General features: G+C 39.5%; 13 protein-coding genes. 1 reads left to right on the top strand and 12 read right to left on the bottom strand.

Annotated features, from left to right (window positions below; all coding sequences use genetic code 11):
- Positions 1-75: 75 nt before the first annotated feature.
- From Q8M41_RS14735 to Q8M41_RS14685, 11 genes are all read right to left on the bottom strand, one after another.
- Positions 76-1,062 carry a FecR family protein gene (locus tag Q8M41_RS14735; RefSeq protein WP_305366050.1) on the bottom strand — a complete coding sequence of 329 codons (987 nt, stop codon included), beginning with the start codon at positions 1,060-1,062 and terminating at the stop codon, positions 76-78.
- 438 nt (positions 1,063-1,500) lie between these two features.
- The gene (locus Q8M41_RS14730; protein ID WP_305366049.1) at positions 1,501-2,043 is read right to left on the bottom strand and encodes an RNA polymerase sigma factor; all 543 of its coding nucleotides are present in this window, start codon (positions 2,041-2,043) and stop codon (positions 1,501-1,503) included.
- A 382-nt stretch (positions 2,044-2,425) separates the two neighbouring features.
- Positions 2,426-3,679: an amidohydrolase/deacetylase family metallohydrolase gene (locus tag Q8M41_RS14725; RefSeq protein ID WP_305366048.1), complete on the bottom strand. Its 1,254-nt coding sequence runs from the start codon at positions 3,677-3,679 to the stop codon at positions 2,426-2,428.
- A gap of 36 nt (positions 3,680-3,715) precedes the next feature.
- Complete coding sequence (locus Q8M41_RS14720; RefSeq protein ID WP_305366047.1) at positions 3,716-4,930, bottom strand: selenocysteine synthase; 1,215 nt, start codon at positions 4,928-4,930, stop codon at positions 3,716-3,718.
- Between the two features lie 11 nt (positions 4,931-4,941).
- The gene (locus tag Q8M41_RS14715; RefSeq protein ID WP_305366046.1) at positions 4,942-5,682 is read right to left on the bottom strand and encodes a glucosamine-6-phosphate deaminase; all 741 of its coding nucleotides are present in this window, start codon (positions 5,680-5,682) and stop codon (positions 4,942-4,944) included.
- 67 nt (positions 5,683-5,749) lie between these two features.
- The gene (locus Q8M41_RS14710) at positions 5,750-6,223 is read right to left on the bottom strand and encodes a RidA family protein (RefSeq protein ID WP_305366045.1); all 474 of its coding nucleotides are present in this window, start codon (positions 6,221-6,223) and stop codon (positions 5,750-5,752) included.
- 64 nt (positions 6,224-6,287) lie between these two features.
- Positions 6,288-8,084, bottom strand: a complete 1,797-nt coding sequence (locus tag Q8M41_RS14705; RefSeq protein ID WP_305366044.1) for a c-type cytochrome — start codon at positions 8,082-8,084, stop codon at positions 6,288-6,290.
- A 10-nt stretch (positions 8,085-8,094) separates the two neighbouring features.
- The gene (locus Q8M41_RS14700) at positions 8,095-9,663 is read right to left on the bottom strand and encodes a pectate lyase (protein WP_305366043.1); all 1,569 of its coding nucleotides are present in this window, start codon (positions 9,661-9,663) and stop codon (positions 8,095-8,097) included.
- Between the two features lie 10 nt (positions 9,664-9,673).
- Positions 9,674-10,726 carry an aldo/keto reductase gene (locus tag Q8M41_RS14695; protein ID WP_305366042.1) on the bottom strand — a complete coding sequence of 351 codons (1,053 nt, stop codon included), beginning with the start codon at positions 10,724-10,726 and terminating at the stop codon, positions 9,674-9,676.
- Between the two features lie 65 nt (positions 10,727-10,791).
- Complete coding sequence (locus Q8M41_RS14690; RefSeq protein ID WP_305366041.1) at positions 10,792-12,129, bottom strand: AGE family epimerase/isomerase; 1,338 nt, start codon at positions 12,127-12,129, stop codon at positions 10,792-10,794.
- A 30-nt stretch (positions 12,130-12,159) separates the two neighbouring features.
- The gene (locus Q8M41_RS14685; protein ID WP_305366040.1) at positions 12,160-13,476 is read right to left on the bottom strand and encodes an AGE family epimerase/isomerase; all 1,317 of its coding nucleotides are present in this window, start codon (positions 13,474-13,476) and stop codon (positions 12,160-12,162) included.
- A 415-nt stretch (positions 13,477-13,891) separates the two neighbouring features.
- On the opposite strand from Q8M41_RS14685, the gene Q8M41_RS14680 reads away from it, so the two are divergent.
- Entirely contained in the window at positions 13,892-16,519 is a 2,628-nt protein-coding gene (locus Q8M41_RS14680; RefSeq protein WP_305366039.1) for an outer membrane beta-barrel protein, read from the top strand.
- A gap of 83 nt (positions 16,520-16,602) precedes the next feature.
- Here Q8M41_RS14680 and Q8M41_RS14675 read toward each other — a convergent pair whose 3' ends face one another.
- Entirely contained in the window at positions 16,603-17,499 is an 897-nt protein-coding gene (locus Q8M41_RS14675; protein WP_305366038.1) for a serine hydrolase, read from the bottom strand.
- Positions 17,500-17,762: the final 263 nt, after the last annotated feature.

The following is a 17,762-nucleotide window of genomic DNA, read 5'->3' as shown; positions in this document are numbered from 1 at the left end:
GTGCGAGGTCGAAATTCATATTGAGTTGCTTTTATTTTTTTAAAAAAATTAATAAAATAGCTTTTAATAAATTCTCTATTTTGAATCCAGCGTAATTACTGCTTTACCAACATCATATTGATAAACAGCATCATTAAACTCGGACATACTTTTTAAAATCTGATCAAGAGTTTCACCTTTCCTGACAATAGTTGTAAAGCGCTTCGATCTGATACTATCGTCTGAAATTATTATCTCAACCTTATAGCGACTCTCCAAAAGCATGGCGGCTTCAGCAACCGTTACATCACTCAATAACAAATCCTGTTCTTTCCATTCCATATACTCAGGAGCATTTACCACCTTTTGAACAACGTTTTTACTGGTTTTATCATAAGTAATCTGTTGATTTGGTGTGATAATTCCTATCGTTCTGTTATTTTGATCTTCAACCCTTACCTTGCCCCGGCTAACTGTTACCTGAATGCTGGAATCATCAGACCATGCATTAATTTCAAATGCAGTCCCAAGAACTATGGTTTTCAATTTACCTGTGTGAATAATAAATTGTTTCAGGGAATTGTGCTTAATGTCAAAATAAGCCTGCCCATCCAAATAAACCTCTCTTAGTGCAAGGCCATCGAAGGAAGAAGGATAATTCAATTTAGCACCCGGTCGCAAAATAACGTTACTTCCATCCGGCAACTGTATCAACCTGTTCTCTTTTATATCTATCTGTCTGGAAATGACATTCGTTTGCTTAACAGGTTCATTCCTGAAAAAATAAAATCCTGTACTTAATATAATCAACAATACTGCTGCAAAAGATATAAAATTGATCCACATCCGATGGTTTGAAGAAGAAACGTTTTTCGGACTAATTTCATCATCAAGGATCTCATCCCAAATTTTGTTTTCAATTTCATTCCTGATATCAGCTTTCTGATTCTGAGACATATTATCAAAAATATCAGGCTCTGATTCAAACAGATTATAATGCTTTATCAGCAGATCACACTCTTCTTCCGAGGCTTCATGCTTCAAGTATTTGTTTAATAATTCAGAAAAATATTTCTTGTCCATCTAGCAAAATCATACTTACCTTACATTATAGACCAGATTGAATGGGAATGTCCCATTACAGATTAAAATATTTTTAAAATCCCAGTGGTCGGTGTTATCACCGACCATGTAATTCGAAGATGGAAATACCAACAAGAAGGAATATATTCTGAATTGATATTATGGTACGGTGAGAACACCGACCAGAGGAAAATGGTCGAGGGACTTACGAATTTACTTAGGCGTCATACCGGTTAAATTCGTCAGTCACTTTTCTAGTATGCGACTGACGAAATCTACTTTCTAAACGCCTATGTGATTTCGTAAGTCTGAGGGGTCCGGTGACTTACGAATTTACTTAGGCGTTATGCATTTAAATTCGTAAGTCGCTTTTGCATTTTGTGACTGACGAAATCGACTTTCCAGACGCCCAGGTGATTTCGTAAGTCAAGAGAAAGCTTAATAAAAGAAAACCCGCAATTGTTCTATTGCTTTTCCCAACTGATTCTGAACAGTTTTTCGGGAAATTCGCATCTGGCTGGCAATAGTCTTTGTAGGAATATCATCGTGAAAACGAAGTCTGAATATTTGCTGCCTTTTGGGAGGCAGTGTCAAAAGTAATTGCTCATAAGAGCGGTAGAATTCCTGCCATAAAAGATTGGCATCTGCCTTTTCATTATGAGCCGGTATATTATCAAATATTTCTAAATAAGGAGTTAAGTTTTTGCTCTTTGCAGCCAGTTTGAATACCTGGTTTCGGACTGATATGCTTAAATATGCAGGTAAATTATTTATCGGACTATGCCTGTTCACCCAAATACTCACAAAAATCTCCTGCACAATATCCTTCGCCTGATCTTCATCTCTCAAACGTTTGTAAGCATTTGAATAGGTTTGTTCCCAGTACTTATTATACAAAATATTAAAGGCAGTCCTCTTACCTTCCTGCAACTGCAGTAAAAGTATTCTGTCATCCTGAACTTCCGGGTTAATATCTTCCATTTACTATTTTTCGAAACAATACAATAATTCAAAACTATACAGATATAGTTATAGTTATCCTGAGATGTAAATTGAATATTTAAATGTAAGTTACGTTTACGTACCCGAAAATCCAAAAAAAAATATATTATTTTTTTCAACATTCTAATATCAGCACATAAAGCTGATCATTTTGAAAGCAAACACCCTATAGGAAGCAATCTAACTGTCATTGCAAGAGCAACGAAGCAATCCCATGGCATTTAGAGGATTGCCGCGCTTCGCTCGCAATGACAAAGCGCTGCGCTCGCAATGACAAAGTGCTGCGCTCGCAATGACAAAGTGCTGAGTTTGCAATGACAAATCTTTGTGCCCGCAATTACAATCTAACTGAAAACAGTATTTATTTGGACTGATTGATCAGGCCGGCTATTGCATTCAAATCATATACAATCTTTCCATCCCGGATTGTTAGCTCACAATCGATCTTTTGTTTACCATCAAATCTGTTTCCGGCCACATCGCGAAAACCAAATTTACCGTCACGAATACTTAATATTGCTACATCCGCCAACGCTCCTTCCGAAAGGTTTCCCAGTTCTTCGCGCTTAATAACTTGTGCAGGAGTCCAGGTACTGGCTTTGATCATATCAGGAAATTTCATTCCCATCGCCATGAATATGGACAAAACATTTAACTGATCTTTCATCGCACCATTCACACTACCCTGATGTAAGTCAGTTCCCATAGTATTTGGATAAAATCCAGCTTTTAATGCCGGCAAAGCCTGGTTGAAGTTAAAACTGCCTCCACCAAAACCAACATCAAATATGATCCCTTTTCGTTGAGCTTCCAGAACAAATAGCTTAAATTTCTTTGTTTTAAGATCAACTATGGGCTCAACTACCCCCCTTGACGACTGGATGAAGGTGTGGGTGTAAATATCCCCTGGACGGAGATATTTAGTGAATAGCTCTTCAATAGATATAAAAAGGGTATTCAGATCAATCATCACTGGCATATTGGCAAGTTTCCCGGCTTCTACTCCCCTACTGATCGGTGTCCATTCGGAGCCTGTAAAATGCGCCACCTTAAAACCAACAACATCATTCTTGTTCGCCAGTGCAACTTCAGCAGTTTTTTTTGCATCCATATCACTAACATTCTGTTCATACTTTTCAATACCCTTCATACCCTCTCCTACTATATTTAATAAAGAAAGAACCCTGGTTTTTGAGACATCAATAATATTCTTCTTGAAAGTCGGGAAGGATCTCCAACCAGCACCTCCTGCATCCACAACTGTTGTAACGCCGGCGCGGAAAGTTGACTGATCAGGGAGTACAGCTACTGTACCCCCACTCAGATAACTGTCAGGGTCAAATCCATAAAAAACATGGGCATGCAGATCGATCAGTCCGGGAGTAACATACATTCCAGCAGCATCAACTACCTGAACAGCTAGGGCGGTGTCAATGTTCTTTGCAACTCTGACAATTTTTCCTTCCTGAATGGCCACATCCATTTTTTCGTTGATGCTATTCTTAGCATCAATTACATGACCACCCTTTATAAGTATTCTATAGGGTCTTTGAGCCTCAACATTGCTTGAAATGAATATTGTTGTCAATAAAAGCAGGGATAGTTTGCGTAGCATGAAGTATAAATTAAAAATTAAAAATTGCCGGGCTTTTTAAACTCTGGCTTTCATTAGTTCCTCGGCAAATCGCTTTGCAACGATTTTTTCATCTCCCGGCTGCATCATCCATACCGAAAGAATCATCGCATCATTGATACTCTTTGGTGCTTCAATAGAAGGTTCACCATTGCGCAAATTTAAACTCATTTCCCTCGGAGTTAACTTAATCAAGGATTGATCCCAGGAGATTCGGAGGGTTGGAGTAACATTAGCTATTGGTGGGACAAAAATTTCGGCCTTAACACCATTCACCTTTTTCACCGCATTCAGGATTACATTGGCTCTGTCTTCCCACATCTGCCATTCTTTCCCATGATCCAGATTAACAAAACGATCAAGAGCTGCATACATCCCGAAAATCTCCTCTTTATTCACTTTCATACCCCTACCGATATTCCCTCCTCCGGGAGGTGCACTTAGTCTGGCGGCGGCAATAATCTCTTTTTTGCCCATCAAAATACCGGCACTCTGTGGTCCGCGGATGGCTTTTCCACCCGAAACACAAACCACATCATAACCCATATCATTGAACTTCCATAGATTCTCAACAGGAGGTACATCAGCAGCAATATCAATCATTGCAGGTATTTTATGCTTTTGGGATAGAGCCAGCCATTGCTTATATCCAATTTTCCCCCATGGATCTGCTTCATTATAAAACCAGGTCATTGCAGTTTTTGAATTAATTGCAGCTTCCATTTCTTCTGCTGTCTCTACAAAAACACGTTTTATACCTGTATTAGTCAGTGCATGATCGTATGAACCACTATGAGTTTTCTGAAGAATAACCTCGCTTCTTTCAAAACCTGAGACGTCAGGCAATATGGAAACTTTAGCCTTATCCATTCCGGTTAGAATTCCAGCAGTTCCAAGTACAAGTGCCGACCAGCAGCCTGATGTGACCATAGCAGCCTCTGAATGACACATAGCGGCAATTTTTTCACCTACCTTATCCTGAAGATCATTGTATAACACATATTTTTTTGAAGCAGCCTTAATCGCATCCATAACCTCATCAGCCATTAGCGAGGCTGTATGGGTAGTATATACTCCATAAGCGTTAATGAAAGTCCGCAATCCTAATTCTTTGATCAGATCGCGCTTTGCAAGTGAATTCACGCTTGCATTGGCAGTATTAAAGGGCACACCACTAAGTCCGCCGGCCAAAGGAGCCACGGATAGGTATTTAATCAGATCTCTGCGTTTCATTTTGATTTTTATTAGTTATTGCTGAGTAATGATGCCGAAGGTTTATCAAGGTAAAAAATGCAATTGGAATGAGTCTGCAGGATACTGGCGGGGAAATTATTGCTCACCTCATTCTCCAATGAATTTTTAACTGCCTCGGCTTTTCTGGCATCCGGAACTGAACATATTATCATTTTTGACTTACATATCTGCCTGATCGACATACTGATAGCCTGCTTCGGAACTTCTTCTATTGTCTTAAACCAACCCTCATTAAACTGTTGTAAACGACATTTTTCGTCCAGATTTACAACAATATAAGGCATTTCCGTGTCGAAATCCGCCGGAGGATCATTAAAAGCCAGGTGTCCGTTTTCACCAATCCCTACCAAAGCTACATCGATCGGATGTTTTGTGATGATCTCATTTAATCGCTTGCATTCTGCTGTGGGATCATTCTCGCCATTTACCAGATGACTGGCTTTTAGTGGAGCGACAAGATTAAGAAATCGCTCTTTTAAATATTTCCTGAAACTTGCTGGTTCGGTTTCCGGCAATCCAATATATTCATCCAAATGAAACATAACCATTTTAGACCAGTCAATGCTCTGGTCAAGAACAATATTTTTTAATGTTTCAAACTGACTTGCACCGGTTGCAAGTATTACATTGGCCTGTCCCTTTTCAGCAATAGCTTTTTTAATTCCTTCAATTGCAGCGGCTGCAGACACTTTTCCTAATTCGACCGGATTCTCAGATATATTAATCTTCATTTTATATAAACAGTATTTTTAAAATTTTACAGGAAATAATCCTGCGTGGGTATATAACTCTATTTTATTATTTTTTGGCGGTAACAGTGATTTCAATTCTCGCAGGTCCGATCAAACTTTTAATTCCCATTATTGAACGGGTTGGACGTGGTTCGTCAAAATAAGTGCGGTAGACTGTATTCATACGTTCAAATAGTTCCATATCGGTCATATAAACCTGCACAGAAACTACATCCTTGTAATCCATATCAGCTTCTTTAAGAATCACTCCAATCTTATCTAATGCCTGCTTTACTTCTGTTTCAAATTCTTCAGGAATAATACCGGTCTTTGCATCCTCACCACTAAATCCGGCAACATAAAGAGTCCCATCAACCAGAATGCCGGGTGTAAATGGAAGGCCACGATTATAACCTTCGGGCATAATTATTTTACGCTCCGATATAGCTTTTTTGGACTCTGCTGAGTCTGTTGAGACAGTGCCTACACAGGATGTCAATCCGAAAATGAGTAGAGATCCTAATAAAATGGTTGATTTCATGTTTTTTTTATTATTTAAAGTGATTAATGTACAATTAATAAAGTGGTAAATAACAGATTAGGCATTAGTTCCTGGACTTCTTCCTTACCTCATTAACTTCAAGGCTACTGACTGGTCCGGCTTTATTACCAAAACTCTGGCGGATATAGGTCGAGATTGATGCAATGGCATGGTCATCCAGAAATTCAGCATGTGCAGGCATCATGCCCTGCCAGGATTGTCCATTCACTGTTATTTCCCCATCCAGTCCGTTGAGAATTACACTGATCAGTCTCTGTTTATCACCTGTTACCCATTCAGATCCGGCAAGCGGAGGGAAACGACTATTATCACCTTTGCCATCCCGTTGATGACAGGATGCACAATAGGTATTATATAAAATACTTCCAGCCAGACGGTCGCCTCTATGCAAATTATCTTTAAGCTCATCCGGTGTTTTAATGTATGATCTGCTCTTTCTGAGTTCCATACCTGCAAGCTGTTTCTCCCCGAATTCCTTCTTATCTCCCTTATACATTATCCTCCAGATCTTTCCTTTATTAGATTCAGATATATACAAAGATCCATCAGGTCCGGTTGCAAGTCCCATTGGACGATAAACTGCATCACTGGTATTAATCACGGTATCTACTCCGGTAAAACCGTCTGCAAATACCTCCCATTCACCGGTAGGAGCCCCGTCTTTAAAGGGCACAAAACATACTATATAGCCTGCCTGTGGATAAGGTGAACGATCGGTTGAACCATGAAATGCGACAAAAGCTCCTTGTTTATAACGCTCAGGGAATTGATTGCCCTGATAAAACATCACATCCATTGGTGCCCAGTGCCCTGGAAAACCAATTACAGGAGCGTCAAATTTTGAGGCCCTTCCTATGATCTTACCATCACCACCATAGCCGGGCTGCAAGACATTTTTCTTTAACATGTGATCGTAATAAGCATAGGGCCAGCCAAAATCAGAGCCTTCTGTAACCTTGAGCAGTGGCTCTGAAGGCAGAACAGCCGCCTGCCATGCTGTGTACAGATCAGGGAAAATGGTGCGAAAATTATCAATACCATTCATTACAGCATACAAATTATCATCAAGCGGACTCCAAACCATACCTACAACACTCCTGATGCCCGTCGCAAATTTATAACCGTCCTTTTGGGTTTGATTGGTTTTGGATGCATCAAACCTCCAGATTCCTCCATGGGTTTCCAATTCAGGTGAAGGATCCAAACCTTTACCACCGGGTATTCCAATCGGACCGTATTTAGTAATATCCTGACCGGCATCTGAAGGTGTTCCAAAAGGAACATACATATACCCTTTGAGGTCAAATGCTACAGGTTTGGTTGTATGCCAGTTTCTTGCAACATTTGGATCAAGATCAGTAAGTACAACCTCTGTTTTACTTTGAGGAACTAACTGACCCGGGGTCAGTTTATTCTTAAGTACCTGATTAACAGTACTGGTGTAGAGATAACCATCGTGAATAGTCATTCCAACTGCAGAGCCACCTATATCTTTATAATCACCGAAATAAACAATTGAATCAGCCTTGCCGTCCTTATTCAAATCCCTCAATCCGACGGTACCGCCTGAGCCCTTCATTGCCCGGTTAAAGGTTAATTTGACATAAATATCTCCGTTATCATTCACAGCCAGATGCCTGGCTTTACCAATGCTGTCTACTACAACCAGCGCTTCGAAGTTATCCGGAAGGAACAAGCCGCCGTTATCGGGTAATCCGACTGGCAAAGTCCTGGAAATTTTTGAGCATGATATTATTACAAGAGCAATAAGAAGCAGCACCATTCCGGTTCTGATTACCGGGTTTCTATGATTTTTCAGAAATTTTTTCTCGAATTTCATTCAGAATGTTTTACTTTTTTAAATATCTGATTAATAATCCCATATTCTTTTCATACTCACGTGTGGAGATATATTGCTGTTCAGATAAATCGACAATACCCTTCCCATTTTCATCACTGAGCTTCGCAGTATTCATTTCCGAGCCATCCGGTAAAACCGAATAAGGCCTGCTGATTTGAATGTGTTTTACGAGCCATCGATCCTGATCCAATGCTTTTAATATAACCGATACCATAGTATCGTCAGGTATAGCTCCGGCAGAATTAGCTGGCAGAAACTGGGTCTGAGGTAAAGTACCATCCTCGATCATTCCTGCTTTTAAGGGTGAATTCCTGCTTGCTTCCTCAGTTGAAAGTGCGTTTACCCGCTGGTACTCATCTTTAAGATACTGAATATTAATATTGGTTTTACCCCCATAATGTGCAAGCAGATTATTATCATCATAATCCCACCAGTAATGACCATCCTTCACTCCTGTACCCTTGCGGTGAGCATAAAGCCCTTTATTGGTTCCGATCTCAATGAATGTAGCATGGGTACGCGTTCCCCCAAGGCTTTTTTCGGCGGGCAAGCGGCAACTTTCAAGCCATTGGATCGCATCAGGAATACGTGCCAGGAATTTCCTGTCGCCGGTCAACTGGTAATACTTCATCAGGAGCAAAACATGGGTATAGGTAAATCCTGGCATCAGTGCAGGTGGTTCATAACTACGGGCATGTGCAACCTGAAGTTCCATATTGTATTGTTGTCCCCAACCACCCTGCGGATTCCCCTGTTGAGTAATCAGGTAAAAATTCATCCCACGACGGATTGGATCAAGAAAACGTTCCTCTCCCAAATTGATATAACACTGAATCAGGAAGTCTATGTTTCCGGAAATCACTTCATCATTAAATGTATAATATGCCGAATAATCTTCTTTGCCATTTTTAGGATGATTGTCTTTAAGAGGAAAACGCTGTGGCCATCCGCCAAGCGGATACTGACTGTCAATTATTAACTGAATAGCTTTATCAAGTGCCGGTTTATATTTGCTATCCATCTTCTGAAGATAAAGTCTGAGAAGAAAAGAAGCCGGACCCGAAGTATTGGAATCGTCAAATGTAGAAGTTCCATAGTAATAATAGTATTCTTCAAAACCCCATGCATTTTTACCAATGGTGTTGTACCATTGTTTTAAAGAACGGTCTCCGGCAAAATCAATCATATAATTCCATCCACCTTCAGGTAGCTGACCCCAGATCAGTGCCGATGCAACTTTTTCTGCCGCTGTATAGTAATAGTCATCTCCGGTAGCTTTATAGGCATCAAGAAACACATTTCCCATACTCACTGTACCGGGATCCTGAACCCAAACCTGAGTTTTAAAACCTTCCAGCTCTCCCCAGCGGCGTGAGAAATCTGGAAGATAATGAGCAACATAGCCTCCGTTCACACTTGCTTTTTCTACCATAAAACGGGTTGCAGCTAACATTGCTGTACGGGCTTTCTGTTCCAGTTTTTTTGGTTGGGCAATACTGCTCATTGCTGTCAGAACAATAATGGGAAAAGCAGCGAAAATGGATCTGAAACTTGACATCAGGATTTATTTAATAGTTTACAATTTTCTTTACCCTTGCAATTTGTTTATCAGTAAGAACAAGCTTACCAGCTGCTGCGTTAGATTCAAGCTGTTTCACACTGGATGAGGATGGAATGATTGGCCCCATACCTTTCATTGTCAGCATATAAGCCATAACAAGCTGGCTGAGCTCAACTCCCATTTCATCTGAAATAACCGCAAGCGCATGTAGTTTAGCCATATTTTCAGGGCTTGTTTTTGCTTTCAGGTCACCCTCATCAAACAAACGGTCGCCAGGACCGACATTTACAGGATTCAGGTATCTGTTTGTCAGCAGCCCCCTGGCCATCGGGCTCCAGCCGATGAAAGATATCCCCTGTTCTGAAGCATAATTCAAAACACCCCTGTCTTCCGCAGCTTCTCCATCGAGCAGATCAAACTGGTTCTGTACAGCGAGTATCCGGTTTCTTACAGACATTTGAGACTGGACAGCCTGGTAGGTTTTAAGAATATCAACGCTGGCATTTGATACAGCAAAATAGCGTATCAGATCCTGTTTTACTAGATCTTCAATTGCAGTCAGACTTTCTTCAGGAGGGGTAATTCCATCAAATCTGTGAAAATAAAGCAAGTCGATATGGTCAGTTTGAAGCCTTTCAAGACTAGCATAAACCGCTTCCATGATATTTCCTCTTGAAAGTCCGCAATGATTCGGACTTAATCCGTCCATTGTTCCGGCCATTTTTGTCGCAAGCACAACATTGCGTCTTTGCTCAGGATTTTTCTTAAACCACTTCCCAAGAATCCTTTCCGAATTTCCCGAAGCATTATTATATCTGTTTGCAGTATCCCAAAAAGTAACCCCAAGGTCTATTGCCTTGTCGAGAATACTGAACGAATTTTTCTTATCAATCCTGGAGTCATCCCCACTTTCCGGATATCCCATTTTCCAGGTTCCCAATCCTATATTTGAAACTTTTAATCCGGATTTACCGAGAACGCGGTATGGCATGCCGTTAAAACTTTCAACTACAAATGGTGCATTATAAAATGCCTGGCCTTCATATATTTTCTTACTCATCGGAGAATTTTATTATAATTATTATCTAAAAACAAACCAATATTGATCTTCTGGCCTGCTGTATTTTATGAAAATAAGCCAGAGGGCTTCTCTCCTCTGCTTATTATCCTATCTATTGCAAGTATACCCACCATTAATTGTCTTGGATAATGATAGTGCTCTGCTCTCACCTGGGTATGCTTTTGCATCTTTCTATCGCCACTATCGATGACAAATGCATACTCCGGACGAACATAATTCTTTCTGATGTAAGCCTCAGTCTTTGCATAACAATTAATCGCCCATTCGTCTCCCGTATGCTCAATCAGGATCATTGCACCAATCAATATCTCTTCATGGACCCAGCGTAATTTATTCAGAGTCCATACATTTTTGTCTACATGAGTAAGCTCATGATAAAAACCGCCATAAATATCATCCGATGAGGTATCCACATGTCTCTTAAATTCTTTAGCCGATCGGTGAAAGAGATCAGCATCCTTAATCAGCACGGCATAATTCATCACAAATGCGAGTGTTTCACAACCATGCCCCAGGTCACCATATTGAGAGGCTACAGGATCCGGAAGCGGACTCATATCATGAGCCAGAGCTTCATTTAAAAGTCTGTAATCTTTATTCAAGTGATGATTCATAATCGCATCTACACAACGATCGGCTAATGCCCTGATTTCCTTATCACTTCTTTGCCTCAGCATTTGTGTACATACACTCAATAAAATCATCCAGTGCCCCAGAATTCGCGGGCCTGCTACTCTGTTTTCTGCCTTGTAGTTGTAAGTAAATTCAGGTCTGTCATAACGCTGTACAGCTTTCAATACAATTTCTTTTGCCTGATCAAAATATTTAGGTTCGGCTGTCGCTTTAGCATATTCCGCCAGTCCCTCGGCTACGAAAAGATTTCCATAGATATCTCCTTCGATATCACCAATTGGCTCGCCTTCCTTTGTAAAGGATGAGATATAATAGCTGCCATCAGCAGGCAAACGCCTTAAGATAAAGTCTTTGGATTTACGGGCGATTTCAAGATAAGCAGGATCCTTATCCAGATTATTATACAGGAAGGAATACATCCAGATCCCCCTACCCTCAAACCATGCCCGCTTAGTCGTATTAACCAGTTTTCTGGTCAGAATATCCACAGAGCACATAAATCCACCAAGTTCATGATCCACTACGTATTTACCCAGGTTCGGAATAAATTTACCTAGCAAGGCCTCTTTATACTGTTCACGGAGTTTTCTAAAATCGAGCCCTGTAATCTTTTTCAGATCCTGAGATTGTGAAGCCAGGGCATCAGCTGGCAAAACTGATCCTGCAAAGACAGCTGAACCCACCAGACCTAATCCTGCAAGGGTATTCTGTTTTAAAAAATTACGTCTGGAATATTCCTTATTAATCATATACTTTTATTCAATTTAATTCGGCTGATATTATCCGAAAAGTCCGGAAGGTTTACCATTACGTTTAATCATTCGTTTTAAGGCAAGCAGATTCAACATCAGGTGCCGGGGATGATGATAATGTTCAGCCCTAATTTTTGCATAATCCTTCATAAACCGATCCCCAGCCGAAGCCCAGAATAAATTACCGGGCTTGACAAAACTTTTCCGAACATATTCAAGGGTTTCGTTAAAGAGTTCTTTTGCCCATTCCTCTCCGGTGTGCTCAGCGATGAACATACTACCAATCAGAACCTCTTCCTGAAGCCAAAGTACTTTATCTACTTTCCAGATATTACTATCAACATGATCAAGAGCTCTGAAATAACCCCCATATACATCATCATGTGCTACAGTAACATGTCTTTTAAATATCTCTGTGATCCGATCGAAAAGCTTTTTATCCTTTCTGCGGGCAGCCTCAAAATGCAACATCCAGCACATTTCTATACCATGACCAGTATAAGAGAAATCCTTGTATGAGTTATCCGGGCGACTGAAATCGTGGTTCAAAACCTCATTGAACAACTGATATTGAGGGTTTAGATGATGATTCAGGCAAGCATCCAGACATCTGTCAGCTAATTTCTCCATATCAGCATCCGGCCCATTCTCCAAAATCTGAGTGGCCGCACGCAAAAACACCATCCAATGACCAAGTACCCTTGGGCCAGAAATTTTAGTTGCACCCGGATTCAAATAAGCTACATAATAGTCGTAATCAGGACTTTCATATCTTTTAAGGCAGGATAAAATAATCTTCTTGGCAATCGTAAAATACTGCTTATCACCGGAAGCCTTGGCATACTCTGCCAGACCTTCGGCTACAAATAAACTGGAATAAATATCACCGGAGCCTGACAAAGGCTTACCATCATTAGTATATGAAGAAGTGAAAAACTTGTCATCTGTAGGAAGATGCTTCAGGATGAAATCCTTTGATTTACGTGCAACTTCGAGGTATTTAGGATTCTTTTCAAGGTTATTGTACAGAAAAGAATAAGTCCACATCCCCCTGCCTTCAAACCAGGCAGTCTTATTTGGATTGGCCTGTTTTCCATTGGTAATATCTATGGAAGTCATGAAACCGCCAAGCTGATGATCAATTACATACTTATCCATATTCGGGATAAATCGCTTGAATATCTCAGCATGATAAAATTCATGAAGTTTGTTTAGCTCAAGGCCTTTTGACTCTAAATTATCCATGCTTTCAGAAGCAGCATGATACTCAGATCCGAATGCATTAAGGCTAAATCCTCCTAAACCCGCCAAAAGCGTATTTGACATGAATTGTCTTCTTTCCATAAAATATCAAAAACTAATTAAATCTCCTGAAAGAGTCTTCCGGAAAGCCTAAATTCCCGGAACTAAAAATACAATTTATTTGATATTGCATGCCCTATTTTTCATTTAAATATTAGGAATAAGTTATAATGGTTACGTAAACAATTCTTTGATTGGCAGTTTTTCGGTTAGGCAACTTCGCTTAAAAAGCTCTTAATCTCATGAAACCTTATTTCTTTAGCTTTTCAAAAATGTATTGTAATATGTTTGTACAACTTTGTAACAATACTGAACATAAAAGGGCTTAAACATGGCTTAAGATTATATTTGCCCGAATTATAAGAAACGGCTGTTTAGATGTTTAAACCATTACATCCCATCGGGTATCTAAGTGTTTTACTATTAAAATAACCATATACCCGAAACCAGTAATTTTATGAGAAGATTTTTCCTCACGCTTTGTTTAGTATCATATTCCATTTTTAGTTATTCACAGAATTATCAGGTAAAAGGAAGTGTACTGGATACAGCCGGTGTTCCTTTAACGGGAACTCTGATCAAACTAAAAAATGGGAAAGACAGTGTTCAAACTTCTGCAGACATTGATGGAAATTTCTATTTAACAAATGTAAAATGGCCTAATTTCACGCTTTCTGCTGCGTTTATTGGGTTTGAGACATTCCTGAAAGCTTATACAATATCCGGGGGTAATTCATTGGTAATCCCTCCTATTAAGTTGAAAACATCATCAAATACCTTAGATGAAGTTGTAATAACAGCAGTAACTGCGATTAAAATTAGCGAAGATACCGTTACATTCAATGCCTCCTCTTTCCCTGTAAGGCAGGGTGATGCAGTAGATGAAATGCTTAGAAAGCTTCCGGGAGTTAAAGTTGATGCTGATGGGAATGTTACAACTCAGGGTGAGGCCATTACAAAGATCAGGATAAATGGAAAAGATTTTTTCGGAACTGATGTAGCAACAGCAATAAAAAATCTTCCTGCTGATATCATTAAGAATCTACAAATAATTGATGATTATGGCGATCATGCCAACATCACCGGAATTAAGACGGGTGAAGCTGAGAAAGTATTGAACCTAACCATTCAGGAGGATAAAAAGCGGGGTTATTCTGCACGAATTTTTGGCGGAATGGGAAATGAAGACAGGTACAATACCAGTTTAAGAGGGAACACTTTTAAGGGAGAACGCCAGTTATCATTTGACGGAACCATTAACAATATCAATATGCGCGGCGGCAATTCAAATGGAATCACCAGCACCAATTCAGCCAGCATGAACTACCGTAATGATTGGAGTAAAAAAGTATCCGCAGATGCAGGATATAGCTTCAATAACCGTAAAAACACAACTTTTAGTAAAACATTTTCGCAGAATTTCCTTGAAAACTTCACCAGGCTGGAAAATGCTGTTTCCGATAATAACAGTGATAATTATAGTCATAACTTCTCCGGTAACCTCGTACTAAAACCCGATACTTTAAACTTCCTGAGAATCTCCCCCAGCTTCTCACATAACTTAAACAATTCTGACAATATAGGTGTAACTGACATTTCCCAGCAAAGCCTCACCACCGTCAGGAATAATCTATCAGGGACAAATGCCTTGAATTTAAATATGGGAACGCGTTTCTATTACAATCATAAGTTCTCAAAAAAGGGAAGAAATATGAGTATGAGTGGGAATTTCAATTATACAAATGGCGATAATGACCGTAATGTGATGAATAATTACCTGATTAAGCAGGCGGGTGGCGATTCAACCCGTATTCAGAATCAATTAATTGCCAACACAAACAATAATTTTAATCTCTGGTCGAATATAACTTATATGGAACCGATCTGGGAGAAAACCTATGTTGAATTCAACTACAGTCACAGCCGCTCAAGTACTACAACAGATCGCATAACGAATGATATTATTGGTGGGAATCAGATATTTAACGCTGATCTCAGCAATAATTATGAGTACCAGTTCTATACTCACAGATTTGGAGCAAATTACAGGTATATCGCAGATAAGTTCAATTATACCCTTGGATTGAACGCCCAGCCTGCAATACTTAAGGGTCAAAATCTGAGCAGGGGAATAAACACTGAAAACAGAACATTTAACCTGATCCCATCTGCAAGAATGGTGTATAAATTTTCGAAGCAGCAGGCATTAAACATCAATTACTGGGGTCGTAATAATCAGCCGGGCTTCCTTCAGTTGCAGCCTATTACTGATAATTCTAACCTTCAGAATACCATTACAGGAAACCCTGATCTTAAACCGGAATTCATCCATACTTTCAATGCACGATACAATCAGTCAGACTGGAACATGGGGCATGTTTTACATGCAAACCTTTCATTCAGTCAAACTCAGGATAAAATTGTAACCACCAAAGTGCAGGTTCCAAACACAGTTAACCAGTTAACCAGCTATACCAATACCGATGGATTCTATTCCCTTCGTGGAGATTACTCCTATGGTAAGCCATTCGCAGAGCGTAAATATACCCTCACTTACTCAGGTTCTGCATACCTGAATAATAACGTAGCCTTTATCGACCTGAATAAAAACATTGCCAAGAACTTCATGGTAAGACAGGAAATTGAATTTGAAATAGATATCAAGGATGTTATCGATTTTGAATTAGAAACATCATATGCCATTAATAAAACTCAATACTCTCAGGCAAATTTTACTGATCGTCAAACCAATAGTTTGAGTTTTCAGCTTCGGGGAAGAAATTACTTTTTCAAGGATCTTACTTTAGGTTATGATCTTAGAAAAACTATTAACTCAGGTTTTGATAATGGGATCGTCAGAAACCCAACAATCCTCCGTTTATATACTGAATATCGCTTTCTGAAAGGGAACAATGGAACCTTACGTTTTGAAGGAAATGACCTCTTGAATCAGAATACAGGTATCTCCAGAGATGTTTATGACAACATTATCGTAGATCGTCAGATAAACCGTCTTGGCCAGTATTTCATGCTGTCTTTCACTATGAGATTGAATAAGTTTGGAGGAGGTTCACCAACGAGGTAGTGGAAAGTGGAGAATGGAGAGTTGAGAATTAAAGTTCTAAATCGAGAATAAAATTCTTAATCTGTAGATCAAACTCTCCATTCTCAATTCTCAATTATAACGCCGTATTTCGTCGCTTTCATCATCGAGAAATAATCGAACACCCGTTTGGAAAGTGCGCTGATGATATTTGATGGCGTAGCTGAAGTTTTATAATTTTCCATAATTGCTATCGCATAAGGTCTGTTCGACAGATAGACGATAGCCCATTCAGTAGACACCCCTCCCATTCCACCAGGTTTGAATGCAAGTTTTATATTTGCCGGAAGTCCGTTAGCTATTTTACTATTTGAAATTGGATTATTCTTGAGAATTGAAAGGATCTCCTCAGAAGTAGCCTTATCAATGAATTTACCTTCATGTAATAGCTTCATAATCCTTACAGCTTCAGCAGGAGTGGAAAGATTCTCCTCATTTCTAAGTGAGGCAGGCTGATCAATCATCTTACGCTGCAATCTGGTATTCGAAAACCCAAGGGATTGCATCGTATTAGTTACATTTTTCATACCAACCAGTTCAATCAGGGTGTTGGTGGCTGAATTATCACTCAGGCCGATCATCAATACACACAAATTCCGAATACTCAGGTTAACCGGATCGACCATTACATTCAGTATCCCTGAACCGGCAACTGTATTCGAAGGCAACAATTGTCTGATATCAGATAGAGCAAACTTCTTTTCATGTGCTTGTTTATAAACCTCCATCAGGATTGGAATCTTAATCGCACTGGCCTGGGTAAAAATGATGTTTTCATTGATACCTATGGATTCTCCGCTACTCAGATCGACAGCCATCAGACCGCTTAACGATGGCGATGTGGCCATGATTGTTTGCAGATCTTTTTCTGTTTTTTGTTTAAGAATATCTCTTGCTGATAACTGAGCATAGACAGTTATATGCATGATAAATAACATAACTAAGAGCAGGCAGTTTTTCATATTTTAGTTAAATAACAACGTAGATTTTCTAATAATTCGGAATGTTAATTAAATATTTTCATCAAGGTAAAAACAAATTTATTAGGCTGTACTTATTTATGCTCCTAACCATAATTTTTAAATAATGAATGACCCCGAAGCAGAGCTTCGAGGTATCGCGTTATTCGAATAACCGTAATTGTGCCCTATGAAACTTCTTATAAGCAGTCTTTTCTTGGCCTTGTTCATTTATATATTTTTGAATAGTCTCCTCATTTGCGTAC

The sequence above is a fragment of the Daejeonella sp. genome (assembly GCF_030684675.1).
GTDB lineage: Bacteria > Bacteroidota > Bacteroidia > Sphingobacteriales > Sphingobacteriaceae > Daejeonella.
This window is presented reverse-complemented; position numbering and strand designations above follow the sequence as displayed.

Excerpts from the sequence above, each read along its gene's own strand:
- Q8M41_RS14715 (WP_305366046.1), bottom strand. The coding sequence starts at position 5,682 with ATGAAGATTAATATATCTGAGAATCCGGTCGAATTAGGAAAAGTGTCT.
- Q8M41_RS14680 (WP_305366039.1), top strand. The coding sequence starts at position 13,892 with ATGAGAAGATTTTTCCTCACGCTTTGTTTAGTATCATATTCCATTTTT.
- Q8M41_RS14735 (WP_305366050.1), bottom strand. The coding sequence starts at position 1,062 with ATGGACAAGAAATATTTTTCTGAATTATTAAACAAATACTTGAAGCAT.
- Q8M41_RS14685 (WP_305366040.1), bottom strand. The coding sequence starts at position 13,476 with ATGGAAAGAAGACAATTCATGTCAAATACGCTTTTGGCGGGTTTAGGA.
- Q8M41_RS14705 (WP_305366044.1), bottom strand. The coding sequence starts at position 8,084 with ATGAAATTCGAGAAAAAATTTCTGAAAAATCATAGAAACCCGGTAATC.
- Q8M41_RS14725 (WP_305366048.1), bottom strand. The coding sequence starts at position 3,679 with ATGCTACGCAAACTATCCCTGCTTTTATTGACAACAATATTCATTTCA.
- Q8M41_RS14730 (WP_305366049.1), bottom strand. The coding sequence starts at position 2,043 with ATGGAAGATATTAACCCGGAAGTTCAGGATGACAGAATACTTTTACTG.
- Q8M41_RS14675 (WP_305366038.1), bottom strand. The coding sequence starts at position 17,499 with ATGAAAAACTGCCTGCTCTTAGTTATGTTATTTATCATGCATATAACT.
- Q8M41_RS14720 (WP_305366047.1), bottom strand. The coding sequence starts at position 4,930 with ATGAAACGCAGAGATCTGATTAAATACCTATCCGTGGCTCCTTTGGCC.
- Q8M41_RS14695 (WP_305366042.1), bottom strand. The coding sequence starts at position 10,726 with ATGAGTAAGAAAATATATGAAGGCCAGGCATTTTATAATGCACCATTT.
- Q8M41_RS14700 (WP_305366043.1), bottom strand. The coding sequence starts at position 9,663 with ATGTCAAGTTTCAGATCCATTTTCGCTGCTTTTCCCATTATTGTTCTG.
- Q8M41_RS14710 (WP_305366045.1), bottom strand. The coding sequence starts at position 6,223 with ATGAAATCAACCATTTTATTAGGATCTCTACTCATTTTCGGATTGACA.
- Q8M41_RS14690 (WP_305366041.1), bottom strand. The coding sequence starts at position 12,129 with ATGATTAATAAGGAATATTCCAGACGTAATTTTTTAAAACAGAATACC.